Origin of the sequence: Lacunisphaera limnophila (genome assembly GCF_001746835.1) — a bacterium.
GTDB classification, from domain to species: domain Bacteria; phylum Verrucomicrobiota; class Verrucomicrobiia; order Opitutales; family Opitutaceae; genus Lacunisphaera; species Lacunisphaera limnophila.
In genome coordinates this window covers 1,196,883-1,221,989 of sequence record NZ_CP016094.1, presented here as the reverse complement: position 1 = coordinate 1,221,989, position 25,107 = coordinate 1,196,883, and the positions used below count along the sequence as shown (strand labels likewise).

Below are 25,107 nucleotides of genomic sequence, written 5' to 3'. Positions count from 1 at the left end.
CCGACGGGATCAACCCCGTAACGCGATATGTCTCGCGCCGGGCGCCGGGCGGATTTCCCGCGGGATCAGGGAGCCGCCGGCGGCTGCATCATCAGGTCGGCGCCGAGCGAGCCCAGGCCCATGCCGTGGTAGCGGCGGAGCATCTCGAGGTTCTCGCGCACCAGCGCCCCCATGCTGGTGCAACGGTGGTAGCGGTCGGACTTGAAGTGCTCCGCCAGCCCCGTGCGCAGTGTCTGCACGTTTTCATCGGGCGCGATGGGGTCGCGCTCCATGACATCGAGCAGCGAGTGGAGCCGGACCGACGCGACCTCGGCGCGGGCCAGCATGAGCGACTGTTCCTCGCGCTGGTATTGCAGCGCGGTCTGGGGGTGGAGGTGCTTGACGCAGAACTGGGCGAGGGCGGAGTTTTCCTTGAAGAACTGCGGCAGGTAGAAGTTTTTGCGGCCGTGGTAGGACTGCTGGTCGAAGTCCATGGCGCGGATGCGCACCTGCCAGCCCTCGAAGTCGGGCGTGAGCACGACGACGTAGTTGTAGCTGCGCATGTCGCCGAGCAGGCGCACGAAGCAGCGCTCGTTGAACTTCACCAGCTCCTTGGCGATGCGGATGGGTTTGATCTCCGGACTGTTGAGCCAGCGGACGCTGAAAATGTCGCCCGGCACGCCCGCGATGTGCTCCTCGATCAGGGTGTTGCCGTGGGTGAGGAAGTTGAGGCGGTTGGGCGAGAGCAGGTGCTCGAGCTCGAGGCCGTAGATGCGCGAGGCGTCGGCCTTCTTGATGTAGAAGTAGTCGGGATTGTCGTTGAACGCGTTAACGATCCGGATGCGGAACGGCATCGAGTTGCCGAAGGTGCAGAAGTCCACCCGGTCGATGTAGAGGTGCTGCATGACCGAGAAATCGCCGTCGACGCGCAGCAACGCGTAGATGCGCTTGAGATCCTCGTTGAGCGCGGGGATGTCCTCGGCGCGGTAGGCGACCGAGTCCCACAGCGTGGGCCGGCCGGTGCCGTCCATGATGGGGACGGCCTCGTGGAAGTGGCGGAGCCGCTCGTAGGTGACCGGCAGGTCGCGCTCGCGCCGGAATTTTTTCAGGTAGGCGCGCAGGCCCTCGCCGATGGGGTAGCTCGGTTTTTTGCGCGTGCGCAACGCGGGGGTCTGGGCGGGCGTGTCTTCCATCGGCCCGCCACCTTGGACCGGTGCCGAGCCCGTGGCAACACCCGCGGGGCCGGCTGCTCCGGGGTTGCGTCGGGGCCGGTCCCGCCTTGTGGTGCGCGGGATGTTCGATCGTTTGCGCGCACACCTGCCCTCCGCGGCGACCGGGAACCGCGTGGCGCGCGGGGCCCTGCTGGTGGCGTTTGCGCTGCTCATCGCGCGCTTCTGGTCGCCGTATTACGGGTTCACCTCGTTGCTCCAGGCCGACCCGGTCACGGAGGCGCTGCTGCCCGCGAGCCTGCGCGATGCGCCGGTCTTCATCCATCGCGAGGCGGGACGCTACGACGGCGCCTATTATGCGCAGATCGCGACCAGTCCCGCCCTGCGGGACCCGGAGCTCGCCACGGCGGTGGACGATCTCGGGTACCGCGCGCGCCGGATTTTGCTCAGCGCGGTGGCGTGGGTGGCGGGCGGCGGGGCGCCGGTGGCCGCCGTCCACGCGTATGCCTGGCTCAATGTCATCGTCTGGTTTGGGCTGGCCGGAATCCTCTGGCGCGTGTTGCCGGCGGCCGGGGGCTGGCGGAACACCGCGGCCTGGGCGGCGGTGCTGCTCGCCAGCGGCACGCTGGCCAGCGTGCGACTGGCGTTGACGGACCTGGCCGCGACCACATTGCTGGCCGGCGGCCTGCTTTTGATCGAGCGGGGGCGGGAGAAGACCGCCGCGCTCTGTCTGGGACTGGCCGGACTGGCGCGCGAGACGGCCTTGCTGGGCGCCGGCGCGTGGTGGCCCGAGGGGAAAACGCCCCGCGGCCTCTGGGTGCGACGCGGCCTGCTGGCGTTGCTGGCCGGACTGCCCTTGGTGGTGTGGTGGAGTTATGTGCAGCGGTCGGTGGGTCCCTCCAGCGCGGGGAGTGAAAACGTCACGCTGCCGCTGGTCGGCTGGCTGGGAGAGTGGCGCGAGCTGTGGCGGTCGACCGGGGTGGAGGCGAACCGCGGCTTGTTGCTGTGTGGCTGGCTTGATCTGGTGGCGCTCACCGGGCAGGCCGCCTACCTGCTGTGTTTTCGCGAAACCCGCAGCCCGTGGTGGCGGGTGGGCCTGCTCTTCGTGCTGCTTGGCGCCGTGCTCGGCCCGGCGGTCTGGGAGGGGTTGCCCGGGGCGTATTCGCGCGTGCTGCTGCCGGTGGCCCTGGTTTTCAATGTGCTCGCGGCGCGGCGGCGGGCGGCGCTGGGGTGGCTGCTGCTGGGCAACCTTTCAGTGGTGAGCGGACTCTGGTCGTTTCACGCCGCACCGGGCGCGCCGCACCTGCTGACCAGCGCGGCGGCGGGACGGACGAGCTATGTGCTGGAGACCGATGCCCGCTGGTCGGTGGCCGAATGGAACAACCGGTGGCGCTGGTCGTGGTGTGAAGGCGAGGGCGGCCTGTCGTTCCGCGTTTGGCCGCATCAGTCGCACGTGCAGGTCGAGCTGCAGGTGCGCGGGGTGACGCCTCGTGCGCTGGAGGTTTGGCATGCCGGCGTCCGCGTCTGGCAGGGGCGCATCGGAGACCGGCCGGAGTGGATCACGTTGCCGTCCTTGCCGGCGGCAAGGGGCGGCCTGGCGCTGGAACTCCGCAGCCCGGCGCCGCCGGCGCAGGAGGGCGCGGCCAACACGGCCCGGGGCATCAGCTTCGCCTGCTTCGGCGCGCGGCTGGTGCCGGGGCGCGCGACCTCGCCTTGAAGGCGGGTCCACCCGGAGCTCAGCTGGGATTCTGGCGCACGCGCAGGCCGGCCGCGACCGCGGCACGGGCGAGGATCTCGATGTCCTTCACCCCGCGGAAGCCGGAGAAGGCGGCGGCGTACAGACGACCCGAGGCATCCTCGAGCGGCACGCCGCCCTCCCAGCCGATGAAGTCGGGGCGGTTCACGCCGAATTTCCCCTCGTCGAGTTTTCCCGCAAAGACCAGGGTCTCGAAATGGCCGGTCGCGTAGCCGGTGCGCCAGACCTGCGCGAGCTTCCGGTGCGCGATGCCGAGGCACCACTGGCCGCGGGCGGCCTCGGTCCCGAAGATGCGTCCGTGGATCCGTCCATCCGGCTCGATTACGGCGACGGCGGCATTGCCGCGCGACATGTCGCGATCGACCGGATCCTCCAAGTAGGAAGGAAAGAGGCGTTCGACCTCGTCAATGAGCAGGGAACCGGGGGCGGGGGTGGACATGGGGAGGATGGATGGGGTGGGAGCGTCGGAATTCAAGTGGGGCAAAACAAGGGAAGGGGATAGCGCGCAGAAGGGGGTAGGTTTCAACGCATCAGGGGTTCAGGGGGCGAGGAGGCGCGCGCAGAGCGCGATCAGGCGGGCGCGGAGGGGCTGGCTGCGGTCGGCGAAGGCGCGCTGGTGGGTTTCGTAGGTGGCGCGCCCCTCAGGGGTTTCGATCCCAATGGGCGGATAGCCGAGCCGGGCGAGGTCGTAGGGGCTCGCGCGCATGTCGACCTCGCGGATGTCGCGCGCGAGGGCGAAGCAGTCGGCGGTGAGTTCCGCGGGGGTGAAGGGGGCGAGTTTGAACGCCCACTTGTAGAGGTCCATGTTGGCGTGGAGGCAGCCGCGCTGTTCAAGCTGCGTGACGGTGGATCGCTCGGGCTGGAGACGGTTGAGCGGCCGGGCCGGCGGAGTGAAGAATCGGAATGCGTCGAAGTGGGAGCAGCGGACCGGCTGGGCCTCGACGATGCGGGCGAGCTCGTCGGGCGGGAAGCGCAGCGGCCAGGCGTTGTGCCGCACCTCGTCGGGCGTCTGGCGGTAAACCATCGCCCACTCGTGCAGGCCGAAGCAGGCGAACATCGGCGGACGCTCCGCGGTGGCGCGGAGCAGACCGAGCAGCCAGACGAGGGAGTCGCGCCGCTTCGCCTCGAAGGCGGCCACGTTGAGGGCGATGCCGCCATCGGACTCGTGATACTCCGGCCAGCGCAGGAACTCGCGGGCGCTCTCGCCCAGCAGCACGACATCCGGTCCGGGATGCCAGCGGCGCAGCCAGCTCGGGCGGAAGCGGTAGTATTCGAACAGGAAGTCCTCCACCGGGTGCTTCTCGCCGCGCGCTTGGCGGGCCTGGTGCGGATCGGTCCACGCGCGTACGCGCGCCTCGTGCGCGGACTGGCGGGCACGCCAGTCGGGCTCGGCCAGCAGGGTGAGCGCGGCACTGTGGGGGCTTGCTTGCAAGCGAGGTTGGGGAGCCGGACGGGGGTAAACAGACTCCTACAGCTTGCCGAGCAGGCGCCGCACGCCCTCGGACGGGGCGGCGGTGATAAAGGTGAGGGTCACCGGCCAGCGCAGCTTGGCGACCAGCGAGCGGAGGGCGAAGCCGGCGGGGACGGAATTGAGGATGCGGCCGCTCACGCCGCAGGGCAGCGGGGGAGGATAAGAGATGCCCGCTCGACTTGGTTGAGGATCCGCCGGGAACAGGCGGTGGATGACCTGGTCGGCGAGGCGGGCGAGATCGGTCACCGAGTCGGCGACGACCTGCTGGGCGGGGCCGCAGTCGTGTTCGGCGAGTTCGAGCACGCGGGGGGCAAACGCGGAGATCGTGGCGTTGGCCGCCGGGTCGTTGTAGAAGAAGCGGGAGTGCGTGGCGTAGTCGGGCAGGCCGGTGTGAGCCTGGAGCGCCGCGGTGAGCGGCGAGAGGGGCCTGGTCTCGGTGGCGGAGCGGGCCTGCAGTTCCAGCAGGGCGTACGCGATTGCGCGGCGGCCGAGGTCGAAGCCGCTGCCGGCGTCGCCCAGTTTCCAGCCGAGGCCACCGGCGTAGTGGACGGAGCCGCCGGGCGCGCGCGCGGCCACGAACGAACCAGTGCCGGCGTGGAGCACCAGGCCGGGGGCGCCGGCGGTGGCGAGTTCGAGCACGGGCAGCGAATCGGGACCGGTCACCACGGGGCCATAGCCGGTGAGGGAGTCCGCCACCTCGCGCCAGAACAGGGGGGAGCCGGCCATATAGAGATGCAGGGCGGAGACCGAAGGGGGGAGGCCGGAGACGGGATAGGCGGCGAGCAGGGCTTGGAGGCCGGCGCGGAGAATCTCCCGGGCTTGGTCCGGGCCGGTCTGGCTGGGGTTGCAACCGGGCGCGAGGTGTCGCGCGACGACGGTGCTGGTGGCATCGACGAGGATGAGCTCCGTCTTGGTGCCGCCGCCGTCGACGCCGATCTTGAAAGCAGAGTGAGACACAGAGAGCGCAGAGTTAGGAGCAGGGCACGGAGAACTGGCTCGGTGGTCTCAGGTTTGGATTCGGTGATCTCTGTGACCCAAGCCTACGCCAGCTGGCGGCTGAGGCGGCCCTTGTATTTCGCGCCGAGGGTGCGGTTGTAGGCGATGGCGTCGGGCATGTTCTGGCTGCGGAGGATCGGGAGGGCATGGCCGCCGGCCTTGAGCCAGTCGATGGTCTCGAGCATGAGCAGGTTCAGGAGCGTGGCGCCGATGAGGGTGGACGTCGGTCCGGCCATCACGCCGTCGGTCACGGGGGCGATGGCGTCGCCGGGGAGGCCGAGGTTGTCCAACACATGGTCGCAGACCTCGTGAAGTTTTTTGCCGCCGGGGTGGACGGTGGCGGCGGTCGAGGACATCGCGACAGAAGTCAGGCCGATGACGGTCATCCCCTTTTGCTTCGCGTAGAGGGCGACCTCGATGGGGGAAGAATTCTTGCCGGAGTTGGAGATGACGATGATGGTCTCGCCGGCGAGGAGGCCGTACTGGCGGTCGTAGCGCTCGGCGAGCTTGGTGCCGTAGCCGACCATGTTCTCGATGAAGCCGCCGGTGGGGTCGAAGAGGCCGCTGACGCAGACGAGGCCGCCGGCGCGGCCGATGATCTCGCGGCCGATGACCTCGCTGTGGCCGCTGCCGAAGGTGTGGATCACGCCGCCGCCGGCGACGGAGGCCCCGAGGATCGCGCCGAGTTGCTTGAGGCGCGGGGCGTTCTGTTCACGGGCGCGGGCCAGCAGGGCGGTGGCGGTGGCGTAGTAGGTGTCGGCGATCGAGGCCATGGGTTTCAGCGGGAGTAGGAGAGGCCCACGGACCCAAACACATCGCGGCGGCGTTGGCCGTAAAAATCTTTGGTGCGGTAGTTCTGGGTGTAAGCGATCTGGAATTCGGGCCAGTGGAGAACGAAACCGAGGCTGAGGTCGGCGACGACCGGGCGCTTGCGGACCGAGGGGCTGTCGCGCCACGTGTTGCCGTCGAGGAAGAGGTCGCGGGCCACGGCGCGCACCTCGCCGCTGGCGTAGGTGTACGCGGAGAAACGGTCGGGCGAGCCGTCGTTCGCCATGTTGCCGCCGCCGGGGCGGATCAGGTCGGCGCCGAAATCCGCCGGCAGGCGCCAGCCCACGCGCACAACTGCGCCGCCGGCGAGGTGGGTGGCGACATTGCCCAGGGTGACGCGATGGCGGAACATCAGATCGATGCCGAGCCGCGAGCCGGTCGACTCGTTCCACTGCTTGGTGCGGTAGCGGCGCTCCCAGGACAGCTGAAGGCCGGGTTCGTCGTGCAACTGGTGGGCCCAGCCTTCGGCGTGGGGGACGTTGATCACGTCGTGCCAGGTGTTTTGAATCTGTTCACCGAGGGCGGAGGGACCGATGATGCCCACGGAGAGCTCGACCAGGCGGAGCTGATTCTCCACCTGCGCGTGCAGGAGGATCGAGCCGTAGAGCCAGCCGGCGTAGGGCCGGTCGTCGGGTTGGAGGGCCGGCGTGTCGGTGTAGGTCGGGGTGTAGGTGTTGTGGCCGAGGGCGGAGCCGACCTTGTAGTGCCAGTCCTGGTGCAGGGGATCCATCCACGGGATGAGGCGCGCGGCCGTCTGCACGAATTCCTTGGACTGGTTGAGGTCGGTCTCGCCCAGCCAGGTCAGCTTGAAGCCATTGGTGTAGTGGCGGTCGGTGCCGGCGAAGTATTTGTCGTTCTCGCTGACCACGCTGACGGTGCTGTGCCGGAAGCGGAAGGCCGGGAGGAAGTCGGCGGCGGCGCCCGTCACGAGGAGGGGCAGCAAAAGGAGAAGGCGTTTCATGGTCAGGCGGACTCCCAGCGGCCGTAGATCCCGCAAGGGAGGATCTTGCCATCCTTCTGGATGGGCAGGCCCACCTCGCCGCCGTGGATGTGGCCGCCGGCGTCGTGCATCAGGCCGTCGAGGAGGTTGATCACCACGGAAGGGGAGAGGCGGGCGGTGTAGGCGTTGATCAGGAAGAACAGCGGGCGGTCGCTCAGTACCTGTTTGCACTCGCTGAGCAGGCCCCACAGGTGGTCCTCGAGCTTCCACATCTCCCCGGTGCTGCCGCGGCCGTAGGTCGGCGGATCCATGATGATGGCGTCGTACTTGCGGCCGCGCTTGATCTCGCGGCGGACGAATTTCATGCAGTCGTCGGTGATGTAGCGGACCGGCGCGTCGGCGAGGCCGGAGAGGGTCGCGTTTTCGCGGCACCATTTCACCATGCCCTCGGCGGCGTCCACGTGGCAGACGCTGGCGCCGGCGGCGGCGGCGGCGACCGAGGCGGCGCCGGTGTAGCCGAAGAGGTTGAGCACGCTGATCTCGCGGCCGGCGGCGCGGGCGTCACGGATCTTCTGGGAGAACCAGTCCCAGTTGACCGCCTGTTCCGGAAAGAGGCCGGTGTGCTTGAAGCTGGTGGGATGGATCTTGAAGGTGAGGGCGCCGTAGCGGACGGTCCAGTGCTCGGGCAATTGCTGGCGGTATTCCCACTTGCCGCCGCCGGTCTCGCTGCGGTGGTAGAAGCCGTCCCAGTTGGTCCAGGACTTGCCGCCGGTCTTGGGCCAGATGATCTGGGGATCGGGGCGCACGAGGTTGTAGCGGCCCCACTGCTCCTGCTTCATGCCGTCGCCGCAGTCGAGCAGGCGGTAATCCTGCCAGCGGTCGGCGACAATCAGGCCTGGGCGTGCAATGGTCATGCGGCGTAGTAGAGGGGGAAAAAGCCAAACGCCAAATGCCAAATCACGGGCGGGGCCGGGGGGAATCCGGTCGGGCCGTAGACCCGGCGGCGGTCAGCTGAGCCGGCCGCCCACAGGTCTTGGAGGCTGCGCCGCATTGAAGATGATGGGGGGCCGTCCTTCAGGGTTTCGCCGGCGGGGGAGCCTGAAGTTTGGCCTCGATCTCAGCCATCGTGCCCAGGAATTCCCGCTCGAGGTCCACGTTATAGAGCTGGGCCAGCACGAGCACGCTCCACAGGCAGTCGCTGAGTTCATGGGCGAGCTTGCGGTCGACCTCGGCGATCGGGCGGGCGCCGGCCTTGGCCATGACGAGTTTCATGAGGTCGCCGACATCGCCGACGAAGCCCTGCATGATTTCCTCGCGGGTCCAGCTGCGGCCGGCGCGGGCTTGTTCGTGGGCGGCGAAGCGTTCCCGGATCTGGAGCGCGCGGGTGGAGAGCTGGGACAATTCCATGGACCCGGTCTGTCACGGATCGGAAAAAAGACACGGCAAGAATTCCGTTTGCGGGGCGGGCGGTCCGGTTGTACGTAGACTGAACCCCAACCCCCTTGGTCCGCATGAAATCCCCGACCCGTCGTGACTTCCTGAAAACCGCCACGCTGGCCGCCGCCACGACCGTCTGGAGCGCGCGCTCCTGGGCGCAGGTGGCGGGAGCCAACGCAGACGTGCGCGTGGCGGTCGTCGGCCTCAACGGCCGGGGTCGGCACCACCTGACCAGCCTCCGGGCGGTGGCGGGCGTGCGGATCGTGGCGATCTGTGACCTGGATCCGGCGGTGCTCGAACGCACGGCGGCGGGACTCGCGCAAGACGGGCTGACGCCGGTGAAATATACCGATGTGCGCGCGTTGTTGGACTCGCCGGACATCGACGCCATCACCATTGCCACCCCGAATCACTGGCATGCGCTGATGGGCATCTGGGCCTGTCAGGCGGGCAAGGACGTCTTCGTGGAGAAACCCGTTTCGCACACCCTCTGGGAGGGGCGCCAATTGGTGGCGGCGGCGACGAAATACAACCGCGTGGTGCAGGCGGGCACGCAGATGCGTTCCGGCGCCGGTCTGCACGAGGCGGTGGCGTGGGTGCGGGCGGGGCATCTCGGCCCGATCACCGCGTCGCGGGGTTTTTGTTACAAGCGCCGCAAGAGCATCGGGCGCACCACGGGACCGCAGGCGGTGCCGGCCGGCCTCAATTACGATCTCTGGCTCGGGCCGGCGCCCGTTGAGGCGCCGCGGCGCGGACGCTTCCATTACGACTGGCACTGGTTCAACGCCTACGGCAACGGCGACATCGGCAACCAGGGGATCCACCAGATGGACGTGGCGCGCCTGTTCCTGGGCGAGCCGGGACTGCCGCGGCACACGCTGAGCATCGGCGGCCGGCTGGGTTACGTCGATGATGGCGAGACGCCCAACACGCAGGTTGTGGTGCATGATTTTCCCACCGCCCCGCTGATTTTCGAGGTGCGCGGCCTGCCGGCGAAGCAGGATCCCGACGAAGGTAAACCGGGCGCAGTCGGCGCCGAGGCGGCCGGGGCGCTGGCGGCCTCGATGGACGAATACCGCGGGGTCCGGATCGGCAACGTGATCGACTGTGAGGGCGGCTCCATTGTGGTGCCGGAGTATTTTGCGGCCGCCGCCTACGACCGGGAGGGCAAGCGGCTGCGCGAGTTCCGCGGCGAAGATCGACTGATGCAGAATTTCATCGATGTCGTGCGCAGCCGGAAGACGGCCGAGCTCTACGGCCAGATCGAGGAAGCGCACCTCTCGAGCGCGCTCGGTCATCTGGGCGGCATCTCGCACGCCCTCGGTCGCGCGGCCCCGGAAGGGGAGATCCGCGAGAGCCTCGAGGGCGACGCCGCGCTGGCCGAAGCCTACGGCCGGATGACCGAGCACGTCGCCGCCAACGCGGTGGATCTCGGGCGGACGCCGGTGGTGCTGGGCGCCCTGCTCACGGTGGATGCCGCGACCGAGCGGTGCATCGGTGAAGGGGCGGCCGTGGCGAACGCGCTGCTCAAGCGCACGGACCGGGCGCCATACATCGTGCCAGCGCTGGCGTGACGGGTGGAGGCAAGACCTCGGACCCGAAAACGGCCGCTCGGGGCGACCGCACAAAAGCGCACGCGCAACCGCGGCGGGCGGCGGTCAGGTGCCGTAGAGCCGGTCGCCGAAGTCCCCGAGGCCGGGCATGATGTACTTCTTCGCGTTGAGTTGGCGGTCGAGGACGCCGGCGTGGATGGGAACCTCGGGATGGGCCTGGGACAGGGTGGCGACGCCCTCGGGCGCGGCGACGATGCAGACGAAGACGATTTCGCGGGCGCCGGCGGCCTTGACGACGTCAATCGCCTGCGCCGCCGAGCCGCCGGTGGCGAGCATCGGGTCGACCACGATGGTGCGCCGCCCGTCGAGCGGGGGGAGCTTGCAGTAATAGCTGCGGGCGATGGCGGTGGTGTGGTCGCGCTCGAGGCCGACGTAGCCGATGGAGACATCGGGGTAGATATCCTGGAAGGGCTGCACCATGCCGAGGCCCGCGCGCAGGATGGGCACGATCACGAGCGGGCGCGCGAGGACGCGGCCGGTCATCGGCTCCATCGGGGTCTCGATCTTCTTTTCCTCCGTGGCGAGATCGCGGGTGGCCTCGAGGGAGAGGAGCAGGGCGATCTGGTAGCTGAGGGTGCGGAACAGCGCGGGCTTGGTGGTCTTGTCGCGCAGGTGGGTCAGCACATGGGTGCCGAGCGGGTGGTTCAGGACGTGGAGAGGCATGGGCGGCGGAGGCCACTGGAACGTTCAACAATCAACATCCAACATTCAACGCTCAATAAGTGGTCTGATCCCGTGCGGGGAAGCGTCTTTGGATTACTGCTGATCAGGCACCGGGAACCACTGTTGGAAGGGCGCGTAGAGCACGAGATGCGACGCGGGAAGCAACGAGCCGACAGACATCGGGATCACGTTCCAGCCGCCGAAATCATGCCGGATGGAATAGACGGCGAGCGGACTGCCATCGATCTGTTCCGTCCGCGTGGTGACGGTAAGCACCTGCCGGGGAGTGCCAAAATCCATGAAAAAGTTCCGGATCCGCCGCTGCTGCTCCGCGTCATCGCGAGAACTGCATTCGTGCATCACCTGGCGTTCGAGTTTCCTTCCGGCCCAGCGATAGGGGTCAACCTCGATGCGCACGGCCTGGCCCGCGCGGGATTGCACGCGCGCAATACTTGCTTCGTAAACGGCTTGGGAAAGGCGGGCGCGGGATAGTTGCTGGACTACTTGCAGACGCTCCGCACTCACATCCTCGAGCGACCGGTTGGGAAGCCCCGTCAGCGTGAACAGGGCTCGGCGATCAAGATGCACGAGCACGTCCGCATACACGGGATCATTGCGGTCGATCAGGGGGATGGTGGCCCCGCGGTCAAACTGGCGGTAGCCCCAGGCGAGAAACCCGGCGACGACGGCGATCAGGATCAACGCAAGAGCCGGACGCAAAGACTTCATGATGTTAATGGCCCGCACGTCCTGTACCTCCGGCAGCCTAAGCCAACAAGCCTGATGTTCAGATACGAATCACGGATTGAGTATCAGCGTGTGCTGTACCGGGCCGGGGAGGAGTGGCGTGGGCTCGCCCTTCACCCAGGCGTCGTGGCCGGCGCGGTAGAAGGGGGAGAAGGGGTGGGCGCTCTGGCCGCCGGGCATGTGGAAGAGGCCCTCGGTTTCGCGGCCGGGGGCGACGACCATCCGCTGGCTGGCACCGAACGAGGCCTGTTGCATGCGGGGCAGGTCGCTGCCGCCGGGGAGCGGCTGGGCCGGCATGTCGAGGAAGCCGGCCAGAAAATCAGGAAGCAGACGGCTGAAAGGATGGCGCATGCGCAGGGTGTTGGCCGCTCCCTGCGTGAAACGGGTGGGGGAGATGCCGGCGCGTTCGGTCTCGGCCAGGACGTCGTCGGCCGCCGCCAGAAGCAAGGCCTCCCAGGAATCGTGCGCGGGATTGAGCAGGCGGTCGGGCCGTTCCTGCACGAGCTGCCAGAGGGCGTCCTCATACTGGAAGTTGCCCGAGGAAAAACGGGGTTCGGTGGCGCCGGCCCGATCGAAGAACGGGGCGAAGGCCCGGGCGGCGAGTTTGAGCCGCCACAGGCGCACCAGGCGGTAGGCGGCGGAGTCGACGCTTGCGCGCCCGTCCCACGCGCGCACCGCCTCGCGCAGGTCCCCGCGGGCTGAGCGGGCGGCGACGGCTTCGTCGGTCAGCACGGTGAGCAAGGCTTTCTGCCAGCGTGCGAGAAACAGGGCGCGGTCGTCGAGTTGGATGGCGAGCAGGTCGGCCGGTTGCGCGGGCTGGCCGGATGCGACGAGTTGGCGGAGGCCGTCGCGGACCTGGGCGCCGCGGGCGCCGGTGAAGTAGCCACCGTCGCCGAGCTTGGCGTAGGCCTCGCCGCCCACCAGGCGTTGGTTGGCGGTCCAGAGAAAGCCGTCGGGCGGATTGACGATGGCGGGGATCTCATCGGGCGCGAGCCAGCCGGCCCAGGCGCGGTCGCCGAAGGACCAGGAGACCGGGAGGCGTCCGTCGTAGCCGACGCGCCGCGGGATCCGTCCAGTCAGGGTCCAGCCGATCGAACCGGCGGAGTCAGCGGCGAGCAGGTTAAGGTTGGGCAGGCCGGCGCGCCGGCCGATGGCGAGGGCCGTTTCCACGGTGGGGGCGGTTTCGAGCTCGAGGACCGTCAGGTCGGTCGCCTCGGGGTCGTGGGCGTTCCAGCGCAGGGCGTGGAATTGCCCGCTGCCCGCCGCGGCAAAGAGGGGCCCCCACTCGGTCCAGCGCGCCGTGAAGGTGACGGGTTCGCCGCCTTTGACGGCGATCGTCTCGCGGCGGTGCTCGATTTCCTTGTAGCCGGTGGGCGTGCGGTAAAAGGCCTCGGCCGTGGTCTCCGTCTCGACGATCACCACATCGGAGGTGTCGGCATAGGAAACCGTGTAACCCCAGGCGACGTGACCGTTGCTGCCGACGACGACGGCCGGGGTGCCAGGCAGGGTGACGCCGACCACGCGGCGAGGCGTACCGGCCGGATCCGTCCAGGCGAGCACGGCGCGATACCAGATGTTGGGGGTATGCAGGCCAAGATGCATGTCGTTCCCGAGCAGGGCGGCACCGCCGGCGGTGTGGGTGCCGGCCACGGCCATGCTGTTGGAGCCGACGGGCAGGCGCTCCGAGACGGTGTGGGCCGTGGGCGGGGCGTCCGGGGTGGCGGATGGGAGACGGAGGGGCGGCAGCGGGGCGGCGGGGAACGTGCTGCCGTCGAGGGCGGAGTCCCACGAGGTGCCGCGCGGGGCGAAGAAATTGGCGCCGAGGCCGCCGAGGCTTTCGCGCAGGGTGCCCAGGCTCAGTTCGAAGCTGCCGGTCGCATCCTGCAGGTCGAACCACATGGCGTAGATGACTAGCAGGCTGTCCTCGGCGCGCCACGGCTCGGGCGCCGTGCGGAGCACCGCATATTCCCACGGGGATTGCGGGAGGACGGCGAGCCCGGCATTGACCCCGACGGTGTAGGCCTCGAGGACGGCGCGCGGACCGGGCTCAAGCCGGGCGAGGGCCTTTTCCGCGGTGCGGCGAAAGCCGTGGAGCCGGTGGGCCTGGTCGAGGGGTACGGCGGCGGGGCCGACCAGGGCCGCGAGTTCGCCCGCTCCGCTGCGGCGCAGCAGATCCATCTGGAAGAAGCGGTCCTGCGCGTGGACGAAACCCGTCGCGCGGGCGACATCAGTGCGGGAGGCGCCGGTCAGGGTGGGGATGCCCAGCGCGTCGCGTTCGATCTTAACCGGGGCCGTGAGACCGGGAATGGAGAGCTGGCCGTCGAGCACGGCCAGGCTGCCGCGCATGCGCCAGGCGAACACCCCGGCGACCAGCAAGGCGAGGACGAGCACGACACTCAGGACGGAGACGAGCAGCTGCAGGCGTTTCCAGAGCGGGTCGGTCACGGGCGGATCAGCTCTTTTCCCAGGGCCGGTCGGCGGCGGAGGCCCGGCCCTCGTCGTAGTCGAGGTAGTCAAACATGGTGAAGACCGGGGCGGCGCCGAGGCCGCTTTCCTCGATGCGCTTGGCCAGCACCTCGGCCGCGGCGTCGCGCCAGCCGCGCTTGATCATGAAACCGTTCCAGACCTCGCATTCCTCATCGGTGCGCGGGCCGCCCCGTTCGTGGCACCAGGCGAGCAGCGCGGCGTCGTCGAGATCGCCGGCGAGCATACGGGCCTTCAGGTCGTCGTAGGCGACGCGGAGAAAACTGCAGGCCCGGCCGTCGAAGCCCTTGCCGAGGTTGGCGCCGTAGTCGCCGAGGGGGAGCTGGCCGGCGGCCTGGAGGCGGATCTTGTCGAGCATGCGGCCGAAGTAGACGAGACGGCCGACCTTGACGTAGGGGCTGCGGAGACCAGGGACGTGAGGCATAAGGTGTGGGGTGAGCGGGCTTAATCGCCGGCGTAATAAGCCCAGGTGGCGACGAGCCCGAGGAGGAAGGTGGGGAAGTTGACCCAGAGCTGGTGAAAAGGCACGGCGTAGTGAGTCACGGCCCAGATCACCGCCACATGTTTTACGGCGATCAGACCCCAGCAGAGGAGGATGAACCGCTCGGCGCGCGGGTCGCGGGGCAGGGGCCGCTTGACCTGCACTGAGGTGACGAAGGCCCGGTCGAAGTCAGCGGGGTCGCGGGGGGAGAGGAACTGGAGCAAATTGGCGAACATCCGGCGCCCACCTTAGCGCGGGGCGGAGCAAATGCAAAGCCGGACCCAGCGCGGAGAATCTGGCTTGGTCGTTGGACCGGGCCCTGCTTAGGTGGGGCATGCACCACCGTCCTGGCTTGTCCGGAGTGACCCGTCGGCAATTTATTTCCCGGATGGCCCGCTACGGCGGCGGTGCCGTGCTCGGGTCGATGTTCGGGCTGAACCTCCTGGCCCGGGAGGAACGATTTCACCTGCGGCTGGCGGGACCGGCGGGGCGCCGCCGGCGCGTGATCATCCTCGGCGGTGGCATGGCCGGGCTCAGCGCGGCCTATGAACTTGGGCGCCTGGGCTATGACTGCACGGTGCTGGAGGCCCGGACCCGGCCGGGCGGGCGGAACTGGACGGTGCGGCGCGGGACCGAGGAGACCGAGCTCGGGAATCCGCGACAGGTCTGCGCCTTTGCCGACGGGCATTTTCTCAACGCCGGGCCGATGCGGATCTCGCACCACCACACGACGACGCTGGGCTATTGCCGGGAATTCGGCATCCCGCTCACCATGTTCAGCAATTTCAACGAGGCCGCCTACATCGTCCGGCGCGGGCACCCGAAGCTGCGCATCCGCGAGGTCCTCGCCGACCTGAGCGGCCATACCTCCGAGTTGCTGGCCAAGGTGGTCCGGCGCGGTGAACTGGACCAGGAGCTGACGGCCGAGGATCGCGAGCGCTTCATCGAGTACCTGCGGGGCGAGGGCCGGCTCAACGCCGACCTGGTCTACGCCCGGTCCGGGGACAATTCGGACACGCCCACCCACCTCGAGCACAGCCGCGGGTACACCAATTCACCCGGGGCGCTGGGCGGGCCGGGCGAGCCGACCACGCCGCTGGAGCTCGAGGCGTTGGTGAAGGCGGGTTACGGGCAGAGCCTGGACTTTCTCAAGGACTACCACCAGCAGCCCACGATGCTGACGCCGGTGGGCGGCATGGACCGGATCGCCTACGGGTTTGCCGAGCGGCTCGATGGCGTCGTGCGCTACCAGTGCGAGGTGAAGGACATCCGGCGCACGGCCGACGGCGGGGTGCGCATCGGCTACACGGACGCGGCCCGCGACGGCGCCCGGCAGGAAATCGAGGGTGATTTCTGCATCTGCACGCTGCCGCCGACGCTGTTGCGCCGGCTGCCCGCGGATTTTTCCGCCCCGACCGTCGCGGCGTTGAACGCGCCGCAGGCCGCCCTCTCCGGCAAGATTGGCCTGCAGTTCAAGCGCCGGTTCTGGGAGGAAGACGACGACATCTACAGCGGCAGTTCCAAAACCGACGACCCCATCGGTCAGGTGTATTATCCCTTTGATCGCTTTGGGGCGGCGGGCCCCGGGGTGCTGGTCGGTTATTATCACTTTGGCGGCGCCCGGGAGCTGCTGGACGACCGGACCCCGGCGGAGCGCGAACGGGTGGCCCTCGAGCAAGGCGCGCGCATCCACCCGCAGTATCCGGCGGAATTCGAGAATTCCTTTTCCGTGGCCTGGCACCGCGTGGCCTACAACGAGGCGCCGTGGATGCGCTGGGAGAGCGCCGCGAGCTTCGAGGCGGCGCAACAGGTGCTGCGCGTCGCGGACGGACCGTTTTATTTTGCGGGGGACTGGACCTCGAACCTCAATGGCTGGCAGGCGGGCGCCTTCGTCGCCGCCCACCGCGCCTGCGCCCTCCTCCACGCTCGCTCCCAAACCACCTGACCCCATGAAAAAACTGATCCTCCTGCTTGCCACCGCCGCCCTGTTGCGCGCCGCCGCGCCGACCGAGGTGATCCTCACCGGCCGACCGGACTGGTCCATCGCCTCGGGGGTCGCCCTGCCCGCCGGCCGCGCGGTGTTCTGGACCAGCGGCACGGTGCCGACCCAGATCAACAAGGACGGCAAGACGGTGTATGAGCGCTACGGCGACACCTACACGCAGGGCGTCAGCTGCCTGAAGAACATCGAGGCGGTGCTCGCGGAGCAGGGGCTCACGCTGAAGGACGTGGTGTACCTCCGCGTCTACCTCACGCCGGATGCGGCGAAGGACGGCAAGCCGGACTTCCCGGGCTGGTTCAAGGCCTACGGGGAATATTTCAACAACGCGGAGAATCCGCGGAAGACCGCGCGCTCGACGCTGGCGGTGTCCGCGCTGGTGAGCCCGGACTGGTTGATCGAGATCGAGGCCTTTGCGGCCTACCCGGCGCAACCCTGACGCGGACCGGTCACCCGAGCACGGTGAGCACGATGCCGGCGACGATTCCGAGCACGGCGGGAAGCTTGGCGGCGCCGCGGGCCTCGTGGAACAGCCAGATCCCGCCGGCGAAGGCCACGAGCGTGCTGCCGCGGCGCAGGCTGGAGACGACCGAGACGAGTGCCTCCGGGTCGCGCAAGGCCTCGAAATACACGTAGTCGGCGACGAGCAGGGTGAGCGCGATCAGCGGGATGCTCCAGCGCCAGTGGAACTCGTTGCGCGGCCACCAGCGGCGCCACCAGCCGATGATGAGCGGCAGTAGCACCACCGGCAGGTAGAGGGTGAACCAGGCCTGCACGGCGGCGGCGCTCAGGCCGACGGTGCCGAGCAGGTATTTGTCGTAGAGCCCGCTCACCGCGCCGCAGAGGGTGCCGGCAATCATGCAGCCGACCCATTTGTTGCGGTGAAAATGGACGCCCTCATTCCGGCCGGCGACGGACAGGCCGTAGAAGGAGGTGAGGGTGATCAGGATGCCGGCGGTCTCCAGCCAGGCCGGGCGCTCACCCAGCACAAGGAGCGCGCCGGTCAGCGTCCAGAGCGGCCCGGTGGCGCGGATGGGCGCGGCGAGCGAAAGCGGCAGATGCTTGATGCCGAAATAGGTGAACGCCCAGGAGGAGGCGACGATGAAGGATTTGAGGAACACGAGCCCGTGTTGGGCGGGTGTCAGCGGCTCTGGGATGAAGGCCGCGGGCACGGCGCCGGGGGCGGCCAGACCGGCGAGGAGCAGCACCAGCCACACGGCCGCGCCGCAGAGGGTGCCGGCAAAGAGCACGGGCAGGACGGCATTGTCGCGCAGCGCGTGTTTCTTGCTCAGGTCATAGAACCCGAGAAAGAGGGCGGAGATGAGGCTGGCGAGGACCCAGGGCAAGGATCGCGAGATGTGACGGCGGGCGCATGGGGATGCAACACCTGTAGGGCGGGATTTCCAGATCCCACCCAGGTTCCAGACTTAAGCCGCGCACGAGCGGAGACCTCGCCCACTAATTCAAGTTAGATGCGCGCAGGCGGCGTGGCGCGGGCAGGACACGAGGTGATCGTTCACCAGGCCGGTGGCTTGCAGATAGGCGTAACAGATCGTGGTGCCGACGAATTTGAAGCCGCGGGTTTTCAGGTCCCGGCTCAGGGTGTCGGACAGCGGGGTGCGGGTTGGTACCTCCGCCGAGGTCTGGCGGTGGTTCAGGACGGGTCGCCCGTCGACAAAAGCCCAGAGGTAGCGGTCGAAGGAGCCGAACTCGGCCTGGATGGCGAGGAAGGCGCGGGCGTTGATGACCGTGGACTGCACCTTGAGCCGGTTGCGGATGATGCGCGGGTCGGCCAGCAGGCGGGCCAGTTTCCGTTCGTCGTAGCGGGCGATGGTGGCCGCATCGAAGCCATCCAAGGCTTCGCGGTAGCCCTCGCGGCGGTGCAGAATCGCGGCCCAGCTCAGGCCGGCCTGCGCGCCCTCAAGGAGGATCAGCTCGAAGAGATGGCGGTCGTCATGCGACGGCACGCCCCACTCGGTGTCGTGGTAGTGGTGGTGCAGCTCGGCCTCGGCCCAGGGACAGCGTTTCATAGTGGGGAGAGGTATAACAGGCGGTCCTGACAGCGGTCTGTCAGCAGACTTGCGGCCGGCCGGGCAGGTGTCGTAGTCTGCACCCCTTATGGGACGTCAATGGCTTCACGCGAAACGCGCAATCGTCAACCTCAAGAAGGGCCAGGTGGTCGGCAAGCTGGTGAAGGAAATCACCGTGGCCGCGAAACTCGGCGGCGGTGATCCCGCGGGCAACGCGCGGCTGTTCGCCGCGCTCGAGAAGGCGCGCAAGGCCAGCGTCACCCGGGATGTCATCGAGCGGGCCATCGCCAAGGGCGCGGGCACGGGCGGGGACAAGAGCAGCCTCGACCACGTGGTGTACGAGGGCTACGCGCCGCACAAGGTGCCCGTGATCGTGGAAGTCTACACCGACAACCAGCAGCGCACGGCGCCCGAGATCCGGGTGTTGTTCAAGAAGGGCGTGCTGGGGGCCGCGCACAGCAACAAGTTTCTCTTCGACCATGTGGGCATGGTCGAGGCGCACACGGCGGCGCCCGGCACCGACCTGGAGGGCGCGGCGATCGAGGCCGGCGCCAATGATTTTTCGCCGCTCAGCCACGCGGAGAACGACGACATCCCCGAGGGGGCGACCGGCGCGCGCTTCATTTCCGACCGCACCGGCGTGCACGCCGTCGCCACCTGGCTCAAGGAGCACGGCTGGTCGGTGGTCACCGCCGAACTGGGTTACCTGCCGAAGCAGTTCCCCGAGCTGGACGACGCCGGCCGCGCGGAGGTGGGCGAATTCCTGCACGAGTTGTCGGAGCACGACGACGTGCAGCGCGTGTGGGCGGCGGTGAAGTAGGCGCGGATGGAAACCCGCGGGCGAGGTCGCCCGCGTTCCATCGCGGCTGATTTTCGCTGGATTTCAGAGGGGAAAAATAAAAACCCCGCGCCAATGACGGCAGCGGGGTTTTTAAAAAAAACGCTAGTTGGGGTGACCAGCGTCGAGAGAAGAACGAAGGGTAACCGAAGTTACTTCTTCTTTTTGCCGGCTTTTTTAGCCTTCTTCTTGGCAGGTTTTTTCTTGGCCATGAAAACTTTTTAGAAGAACCGCGTGCGCGATGCACGCACAATTTTACAGTCGGGTGATTTTTTTTCGCGCGCGAAAAAATGAAATCAGCGGCCGTACAACGCGGCGAGCTCGCGCAGATAAACCGCGGCGCCGCCGAAAAGTTTTTCGATCGCATCGGCGCGCACGCGCCAGCGCCAGTTGCCACTCGCGACGCCGGGCGTGTTGAAACGCGCCTCGCTGCCGAGGGAAAACAGATCCGGCAGCGGCACGACCGCGAGGCGCGCGGGACTGGCGTAGCACGCGCGGATGAAGTCCCACGCGATGTCGTCGCCCGACACGCGCAGGTAACGGCGCACGTGATCGCGCTCGTGTTCGGACGCGGCGCGATACCAGCCGACGGTGGTGTCGTTGTCGTGCGTGCCGGAATAAACGACGGCGTTGCGCGGGGCCTGGTGCGGCAGGTAGGAGTTCCGCGCGTCGCCGCCGAACGCAAACTGGAGGACCAGCATGCCGGGCAGGCCGGTGGCGTCACGCAGCGTGTTGACGGAGTCGGTGAGGATGCCGAGATCCTCCGCGATGATGCGCGCGCCGGGCAGCGCCCGCTGGAAGGCGCGGAAGAGCTCGAGGCCCGGGCCGGGCCGCCATTCGCCCGCGCGGGCGTTCGCGGCGGGCAGCGGGATGCGCCAGTAGGCGTCAAAGCCGCGGAAATGGTCGATGCGGACGATGTCGCATTGGGCGAGCGACGCGCGGAGGCGGGCGCACCACCACGCGTAGCCGTCGGCGCGGTGCGCGGCCCAAGCATAGAGCGGGTTGCCCCACATCTGGCCGTCGGCCGAGAAATAATCCGGCGGGACCCCGGCCACCGCGACCGGCTGCAGCGTGGCGGGGTCGAGCTCGAAGAGATGCGGACCGGCCCAGGCATCGGCCGAGTCGCCGGCAACGAAGATCGGCAGGTCGCCGATGATGCTGATGCCGCGGTCGCGGGCGGCGGCGCGCAGCTGGGTCCACTGGCCGAAGAAGAGGTACTGGCCGAAGCGCCAGGCATCCGTCTCGACGGCGAGCTTCGTGCGGAGCGGGGATTTCAGGGCGCGGGGGTGATCGCGTTCCGCGGCGGGCCATTCCCACCAGGGGCGGCCGCCGAAGTGATCCTTCAGGGCGCGGAAGAAGGCGTAGTTGTCGAGCCAGTGGGCCTCGCGCCGGCAGAAGGCCGCGTAGTCGCCGTAGGGCAGGGCCGGCTGTTTCTGCCGGAAGAGGGCGTGGGCGGTCTGCAGCAGGCGCGGCTTGAGGCGCGCGATCGCCTCGAAGTCCACGTGATCGACCGGCAGCGCGGCGAAGGCGGTGAGTTCGCTGGCGGGGAGGAGGCCGAAGCGCACGAGCGGCGCCAGGTCCACGAGGTTCGGGTTGCCGGCGAAGGCGGAGTAGCACTGGTAGGGTGAGTCGCCGTAGCCGGTGGGGCCGAGGGGGCAGACCTGCCAGGAGCGGCAGCCGGCGGCCTGGAGGAAATCGAGGAAGCGGACCGCGTGCTGGTCGAGCACCCCGCAACCCTGGTTACCGGGGAGTGCGGTGGGGTGCAGCAGCACGCCGGCGCTGCGCTCCTGCAGCCAGTTGAACAGCGGGGCCGCGGGCGCGGCGGACAGGATCGGGAGGGCGGAGGGAGCGGATTTGCGCGGTGCGGGCACGGCACGGAAACAAGCACGCGCGCCGCCCGGGGCGCGAGCCTGATTTCCCCGGCGCCGGCCGGCCCGGGGGTTCAGAGCAGCGCGAAGATGATGAAACCGCTGACCATCGCGGCCAGCATCAGCGTGCACGCGTACAGTCCGGCCAGCAGGCCGGTCTTGATGATCGTCTTCACCCACGAGCCGGCGAAGAGGTGGCGAAACATCAGGAAGGGGTACAGAAAAAGCCAGAGGTTGAACACGCCCCGCAGCAGGCCCGCCAGGGAGGGACTGGCCAGATCGGCGAGAAAGCCCCAGCCATCCCGCAGCATGGCCCAAAGGAAGATGAGCGTGTGGAAATGCAGGGCGAGGACGAGATGCTGGAGATAGACGAGGCCGGCCCGGCGAAACAGCACGCGCGTGAAGAGGGCGAAAATGGGCAGGCAGATGAGCAGCATCTTGGGCAGCGCGTGCAGGAATTTGTCGACCATCAGGCGCTGCTGGGCCGGGTCGGACGCGCGCTGGCCCTGGGCCTGCAGCCAGTGGAGAAAAGGGGAGTCCGGGTCCTCGATGGGGACGGTCCGGATCTTCAGGCCGTTGGGCTCGCCGGGCGCCCCGGTCGAATCGGCGGCGGGCGCGGGTTCGACTTGGGCGGCCACGCGGGTCTTCTCCGCGGCCTCGCGTACCCGATCGACGGTGCGTTTGCCCCCGGACTCGCCGGTCAAGGCGGTGCCCACGTCGCGCCAGGCCTGCTTGATCTCGGCCGCATCCGCGGGCCGCGTGGGGGTGGCGGCGTCGCCGGTCCCGCCTACGAGCTGATCCGGGGTGTGGTTATCGAGGAAAAAGAGGAAGAAGAAGACGAGGCTGACGAAGATGTAGAGCCGCAGCGGCGGCATCTGGGAGGCGCGTTTGCCGGCGTTGAACGCGGCGGTCAGGCGCCCCGGGCGAAAGCACAGCGTGGCGACGGTGTGGAAGAGCTTGGAGTCGAAGTGCAGGAAGCTTTCCAGGCCCTCGAGGAAGACATGCCAGAAGGAGCGGTGGAACTCGAAGTCGTGCTGGCCGCAGTGGTGGCAGTAAGGGCCGGCGAGCGGCGTGGCGCAGTTCTCGCAATGGGTGTGAAACGGCCCGTGGTGGCCGGCCGCCCCGGTGGCATGCGCCGCGGCCTGGTCCGCGGCGAAAGCGGCGTCGACCGGGGGGACGGCGAGCTCGGGCGGATCCGGCGGCTCGGGATCAAGGGACATGCGGATCAGGGGTTAACCAGCGCGTCGGGGTGGAGCAACTTGTGGACCGCCGCGAGCAGCACGGCGGGCTTGAAGGGCTTGAGCAGGAAGGGATCCTCGGTGCCGGCGGCCTGGGGTGGCCGGCCGGATTCCTCGGCGCTCAGACCGCTGATGTAGAGGACGCGGATGTCGGGCCGGATGAGGCGGAGCAGGCCGGCGAAGGAATCGCCCCGGCCGTGGGGCATCTGCATGTCGGTGATGACGAGGGCGACCTGGGCCTGCTGGGCGGAAAAGATGTTGATGCCCTCGATGCCGTCGCGCGCGGTGAGGACCTGGTAGCCGTGGTTGACCAGGACGGCGTTGAGCAGCTCGCGGACGCCGGGTTCGTCGTCGACCACGAGGATGAGCTCGCCGTGGGCACGGGGAAGGAAGGGGTGGGCGCTCCGGGGTGTGTGGTCATCGGCGGCGGTGGCGGCCGGCAGGTAGACGCGGAAGACGGTGCCTTCGCCGGGCGCGGTCTGCACCTCGCAGAAGCCGAGGTGGCTGCTGACGATGCCACGCACGGTGGAAAGGCCCAGCCCGGTGCCCTTGCCGGGTTCCTTGGTGGTGAAGAAGGGTTCCCAGATGCGCGGGAGCACCTCGGGTGGGATGCCGGGTCCGGTGTCACCGATCTCGAAGCACACGTAGGCCCCGGGGCGGGCGCCCGCGATCCGGTCGGCCGCGGCGTCGTCCAGCGAGCGGTTGGTCAGGCGCAGGGTGAGCACGCCGTGGCCGTTGAGCGCGTCGCGGGCGTTGACCAGGAGATTGAGCAGCACCTGGTGCAGCTGCGTGGGGTTGGCGTTCACCGGCCAGAGGTCGGCGGCGATGTGCTCCTCGAAGGTGAGGGAACGGGGGAAGGTCTCACGGACGAGGCTGACCAGCTCGCGGGCGAGGCTGCCGGGCTTCACCGGGATGTGGCCCTCGCCGCGGCCCTGGGCGAAAAGCATGATCTGCTTGACGAGCGCGGCACCGCGTTCGGCGCTGCGCTCGACGCTGTCGAGGAAGGCATGTTCGGAGGGTTTGGTGACGAGCGGGCGCATGAAAGGGGCGACGAGGAGGGAGGGGGAGAGAATGTTGTTCAGGTCGTGGGCGATGCCCGCGACGAGCAACCCGAGATGCTCCATCCGTTGCGAGCGGAGCAGCTGCTCGGCGATCTGTTTCTTCTCGGTGACGTCCACCCCGATGCTGAGACGGGCGATGACGCGGTCGCGGTCGTCGCGGATGAGGCTCATGTAGTATTCCACGATGCGGGCCGAGCCGTCGGGGGTGGTGAGCGGCACCTCGCCCTGCCAGCGGCCGGTGGCCAGCGTGATCTCGCGGCCCGCGACGATCTTGGCCATCGCGGTGGGGGAGAAGGCCTGTTCGGCGGTCCGGCCGAGCAGCTGGTCGCGGGTCAGGCCCTGGAGCCGGGCCGCGCCCTCGTTGGCGTAGGTGATGCGGTGCGCCAGGTCGGTGATGACGATGGCGAACGGGGCGTGGTCGATGATGAAGGCCTGTTCGCGGAGCCGGGCTTCGGCCCGTTTGCGCGCGGTGATATCCTGCATGGTGCCGGTCAGGCGCAGCAGGCGGCCCCCGGGCCCGGTGACGGGATCGTGGCGGCACTCGACCCAGGTTGCGGGGGTTTCGGGCTGGAGCAGGCGGTGTTCACCCGCGGTGGGCCGCAGCTCGGTGCGCGCGAGGTCGGCGAGCCGGGTGAATTCCGCGCGGTCGTCGGGATGCAGGCTGGCGGTCAGGCCGGACCAGTCCAGCGGGCCGGCGGCGGGATCGCGGCCGAGTAGGCGGAAGAGGGCGACGGACCAGGCGGCCTGGCCGCCGGCGACATCGTAGTCCCAGCTGCCGAGGCGGGCGCTGGCCTGGGCGGAGGCCAGCCGGTGTTCGCTGTGGCGCAGGGCGGCCATCTGCTGGCTGAGCACAAGCATCACGAGACCGAGGGAAAAACCGAGCACGCGGGCGAACCAGAAGAACGAGATCCAGGCCGGGTAATACTCGAAGTACATCTGGAGCGGGACCGCCAAGGCGAACACCGCGTAGGGCACGCCGAACACGATGGCGATCCCGGCGCCCGGGAGCCGCTCCTCGCGCCAGAGGCGGTAGAACCAGACCAGCACGGTGACGCGGGCGGCTGTGACCGGGACAAAGAGCAGCACCAGTTCGGTGATATTGCAGTACCGGAAGGCAGTCAGGTAGGGCAGACCCATCCGGTCCGCGACGAGGTCGGGCAGCACGTAGCGGAACAGCAGGATGACCGGCACGCCGGCGCCCAGCGCCACGCGTCCGAGCCAGGCGGGCAGCCGCACCCGGGCGAGATCGGCGCAGCCCGCCAGCAGCCACCAGGTCGCGAGCAGGTTGGTGGCGTCGGAAAGGGTGTACCAGTGGTGCGACCAGCCGCCGAGACCGTTGATTTCCGGGAGGAGAAGGGCGGTGCGGAAGGCCTCGAGGAGCCAGGCCTGGCCGAGGAGGCGGGAAAACCGAGCGGGGTGCTGCCAGTGCAGGAAAAGAAAAACGCCGCCAAACGCGGCATGCAGCAGGAGGATAATCTGAAGGTGATTGACCGGCATTAGGTGACCGAA

The 25,107-nt window shown here is 68.7% G+C and carries 23 protein-coding genes; 5 read left to right on the top strand and 18 right to left on the bottom strand.

The genetic code is table 11. The annotated features are described in order from the left end of the window. Positions 1 to 65 precede the first annotated feature (65 nt). Positions 66 to 1,172: a hypothetical protein gene (locus tag Verru16B_RS05075; RefSeq protein ID WP_237023470.1), complete on the bottom strand. Its 1,107-nt coding sequence runs from the start codon at positions 1,170 to 1,172 to the stop codon at positions 66 to 68. A gap of 100 nt (positions 1,173 to 1,272) precedes the next feature. Between Verru16B_RS05075 and Verru16B_RS18590 the strand changes: the two genes are divergently transcribed. Beyond that, positions 1,273 to 2,865, top strand: coding sequence for a hypothetical protein (locus Verru16B_RS18590; protein WP_069961270.1), 1,593 nt, complete (start codon positions 1,273 to 1,275; stop codon positions 2,863 to 2,865). Between the two features lie 19 nt (positions 2,866 to 2,884). Here Verru16B_RS18590 and Verru16B_RS05065 read toward each other — a convergent pair whose 3' ends face one another. The 7 genes from Verru16B_RS05065 to Verru16B_RS05035 all read right to left on the bottom strand — a co-directional run bounded on the left by Verru16B_RS05065 (position 2,885) and on the right by Verru16B_RS05035 (position 8,546). Beyond that, positions 2,885 to 3,343: a hypothetical protein gene (locus Verru16B_RS05065; RefSeq protein ID WP_069961269.1), complete on the bottom strand. Its 459-nt coding sequence runs from the start codon at positions 3,341 to 3,343 to the stop codon at positions 2,885 to 2,887. Positions 3,344 to 3,442: 99 nt separating this feature from the next. After that, positions 3,443 to 4,336, bottom strand: a complete 894-nt coding sequence (locus Verru16B_RS05060) for a 3-methyladenine DNA glycosylase (RefSeq protein WP_069961268.1) — start codon at positions 4,334 to 4,336, stop codon at positions 3,443 to 3,445. A 36-nt stretch (positions 4,337 to 4,372) separates the two neighbouring features. Continuing rightward, the gene (locus Verru16B_RS05055; RefSeq protein WP_069961267.1) at positions 4,373 to 5,332 is read right to left on the bottom strand and encodes an N-acetylglucosamine kinase; all 960 of its coding nucleotides are present in this window, start codon (positions 5,330 to 5,332) and stop codon (positions 4,373 to 4,375) included. An 83-nt stretch (positions 5,333 to 5,415) separates the two neighbouring features. Then, positions 5,416 to 6,144: a sugar isomerase domain-containing protein gene (locus Verru16B_RS05050; RefSeq protein ID WP_069961266.1), complete on the bottom strand. Its 729-nt coding sequence runs from the start codon at positions 6,142 to 6,144 to the stop codon at positions 5,416 to 5,418. A gap of 5 nt (positions 6,145 to 6,149) precedes the next feature. Continuing rightward, on the bottom strand, positions 6,150 to 7,160 hold the full coding sequence (locus Verru16B_RS05045; RefSeq protein ID WP_069961265.1) for a lipid A deacylase LpxR family protein: 1,011 nt from the start codon (positions 7,158 to 7,160) through the stop codon (positions 6,150 to 6,152). Between the two features lie 2 nt (positions 7,161 to 7,162). After that, on the bottom strand, positions 7,163 to 8,053 hold the full coding sequence (locus tag Verru16B_RS05040) for a class I SAM-dependent methyltransferase (protein ID WP_069961264.1): 891 nt from the start codon (positions 8,051 to 8,053) through the stop codon (positions 7,163 to 7,165). Positions 8,054 to 8,213: 160 nt separating this feature from the next. After that, entirely contained in the window at positions 8,214 to 8,546 is a 333-nt protein-coding gene (locus tag Verru16B_RS05035; protein ID WP_069961263.1) for a nucleoside triphosphate pyrophosphohydrolase family protein, read from the bottom strand. Between the two features lie 104 nt (positions 8,547 to 8,650). Here Verru16B_RS05035 and Verru16B_RS05030 point away from each other — a divergent pair, with 104 nt between their 5' ends. Beyond that, positions 8,651 to 10,150, top strand: a complete 1,500-nt coding sequence (locus tag Verru16B_RS05030; protein WP_069961262.1) for a Gfo/Idh/MocA family protein — start codon at positions 8,651 to 8,653, stop codon at positions 10,148 to 10,150. Between the two features lie 84 nt (positions 10,151 to 10,234). On the opposite strand, the gene upp is transcribed toward Verru16B_RS05030, so the two are convergent. The 5 genes from upp to Verru16B_RS05005 all read right to left on the bottom strand — a co-directional run bounded on the left by upp (position 10,235) and on the right by Verru16B_RS05005 (position 14,800). Next, entirely contained in the window at positions 10,235 to 10,852 is a 618-nt protein-coding gene (gene upp / locus Verru16B_RS05025; RefSeq protein ID WP_069961261.1) for a uracil phosphoribosyltransferase, read from the bottom strand. 93 nt (positions 10,853 to 10,945) lie between these two features. Then, positions 10,946 to 11,581 carry a hypothetical protein gene (locus Verru16B_RS05020; RefSeq protein WP_157772224.1) on the bottom strand — a complete coding sequence of 212 codons (636 nt, stop codon included), beginning with the start codon at positions 11,579 to 11,581 and terminating at the stop codon, positions 10,946 to 10,948. A 69-nt stretch (positions 11,582 to 11,650) separates the two neighbouring features. Beyond that, the gene (locus Verru16B_RS05015) at positions 11,651 to 14,044 is read right to left on the bottom strand and encodes a penicillin acylase family protein (RefSeq protein WP_069961259.1); all 2,394 of its coding nucleotides are present in this window, start codon (positions 14,042 to 14,044) and stop codon (positions 11,651 to 11,653) included. Positions 14,045 to 14,051: 7 nt separating this feature from the next. Next, positions 14,052 to 14,507: a DUF5069 domain-containing protein gene (locus Verru16B_RS05010; protein WP_069961258.1), complete on the bottom strand. Its 456-nt coding sequence runs from the start codon at positions 14,505 to 14,507 to the stop codon at positions 14,052 to 14,054. A 20-nt stretch (positions 14,508 to 14,527) separates the two neighbouring features. Then, positions 14,528 to 14,800, bottom strand: coding sequence for a hypothetical protein (locus Verru16B_RS05005; protein WP_069961257.1), 273 nt, complete (start codon positions 14,798 to 14,800; stop codon positions 14,528 to 14,530). A 152-nt stretch (positions 14,801 to 14,952) separates the two neighbouring features. On the opposite strand from Verru16B_RS05005, the gene Verru16B_RS05000 reads away from it, so the two are divergent. Continuing rightward, complete coding sequence (locus Verru16B_RS05000) at positions 14,953 to 16,509, top strand: flavin monoamine oxidase family protein (RefSeq protein WP_157772220.1); 1,557 nt, start codon at positions 14,953 to 14,955, stop codon at positions 16,507 to 16,509. A gap of 4 nt (positions 16,510 to 16,513) precedes the next feature. After that, entirely contained in the window at positions 16,514 to 17,002 is a 489-nt protein-coding gene (locus Verru16B_RS04995) for a RidA family protein (protein WP_069961255.1), read from the top strand. Between the two features lie 10 nt (positions 17,003 to 17,012). Here the strand turns inward: Verru16B_RS04995 and Verru16B_RS04990 are convergent, their stop codons facing one another. Both Verru16B_RS04990 and Verru16B_RS04985 read right to left on the bottom strand, forming a co-directional pair. Next, the gene (locus Verru16B_RS04990) at positions 17,013 to 17,909 is read right to left on the bottom strand and encodes a DMT family transporter (RefSeq protein ID WP_069961254.1); all 897 of its coding nucleotides are present in this window, start codon (positions 17,907 to 17,909) and stop codon (positions 17,013 to 17,015) included. Positions 17,910 to 18,026: 117 nt separating this feature from the next. Further along, on the bottom strand, positions 18,027 to 18,593 hold the full coding sequence (locus Verru16B_RS04985; RefSeq protein ID WP_069961253.1) for a DNA-3-methyladenine glycosylase I: 567 nt from the start codon (positions 18,591 to 18,593) through the stop codon (positions 18,027 to 18,029). Positions 18,594 to 18,681: 88 nt separating this feature from the next. Here Verru16B_RS04985 and Verru16B_RS04980 point away from each other — a divergent pair, with 88 nt between their 5' ends. Next, on the top strand, positions 18,682 to 19,413 hold the full coding sequence (locus Verru16B_RS04980) for a YebC/PmpR family DNA-binding transcriptional regulator (protein ID WP_069961252.1): 732 nt from the start codon (positions 18,682 to 18,684) through the stop codon (positions 19,411 to 19,413). A 314-nt stretch (positions 19,414 to 19,727) separates the two neighbouring features. Here Verru16B_RS04980 and malQ read toward each other — a convergent pair whose 3' ends face one another. The 3 genes from malQ to Verru16B_RS04965 all read right to left on the bottom strand — a co-directional run bounded on the left by malQ (position 19,728) and on the right by Verru16B_RS04965 (position 25,095). Next, positions 19,728 to 21,302: a 4-alpha-glucanotransferase gene (malQ, locus tag Verru16B_RS04975; protein ID WP_237023469.1), complete on the bottom strand. Its 1,575-nt coding sequence runs from the start codon at positions 21,300 to 21,302 to the stop codon at positions 19,728 to 19,730. 71 nt (positions 21,303 to 21,373) lie between these two features. Beyond that, on the bottom strand, positions 21,374 to 22,519 hold the full coding sequence (locus tag Verru16B_RS04970; protein WP_069961251.1) for a DUF3667 domain-containing protein: 1,146 nt from the start codon (positions 22,517 to 22,519) through the stop codon (positions 21,374 to 21,376). 5 nt (positions 22,520 to 22,524) lie between these two features. Further along, a complete protein-coding gene (locus tag Verru16B_RS04965; protein WP_069961250.1) occupies positions 22,525 to 25,095 on the bottom strand; it encodes a hybrid sensor histidine kinase/response regulator in 2,571 nt (856 codons plus the stop codon). Positions 25,096 to 25,107: the final 12 nt, after the last annotated feature.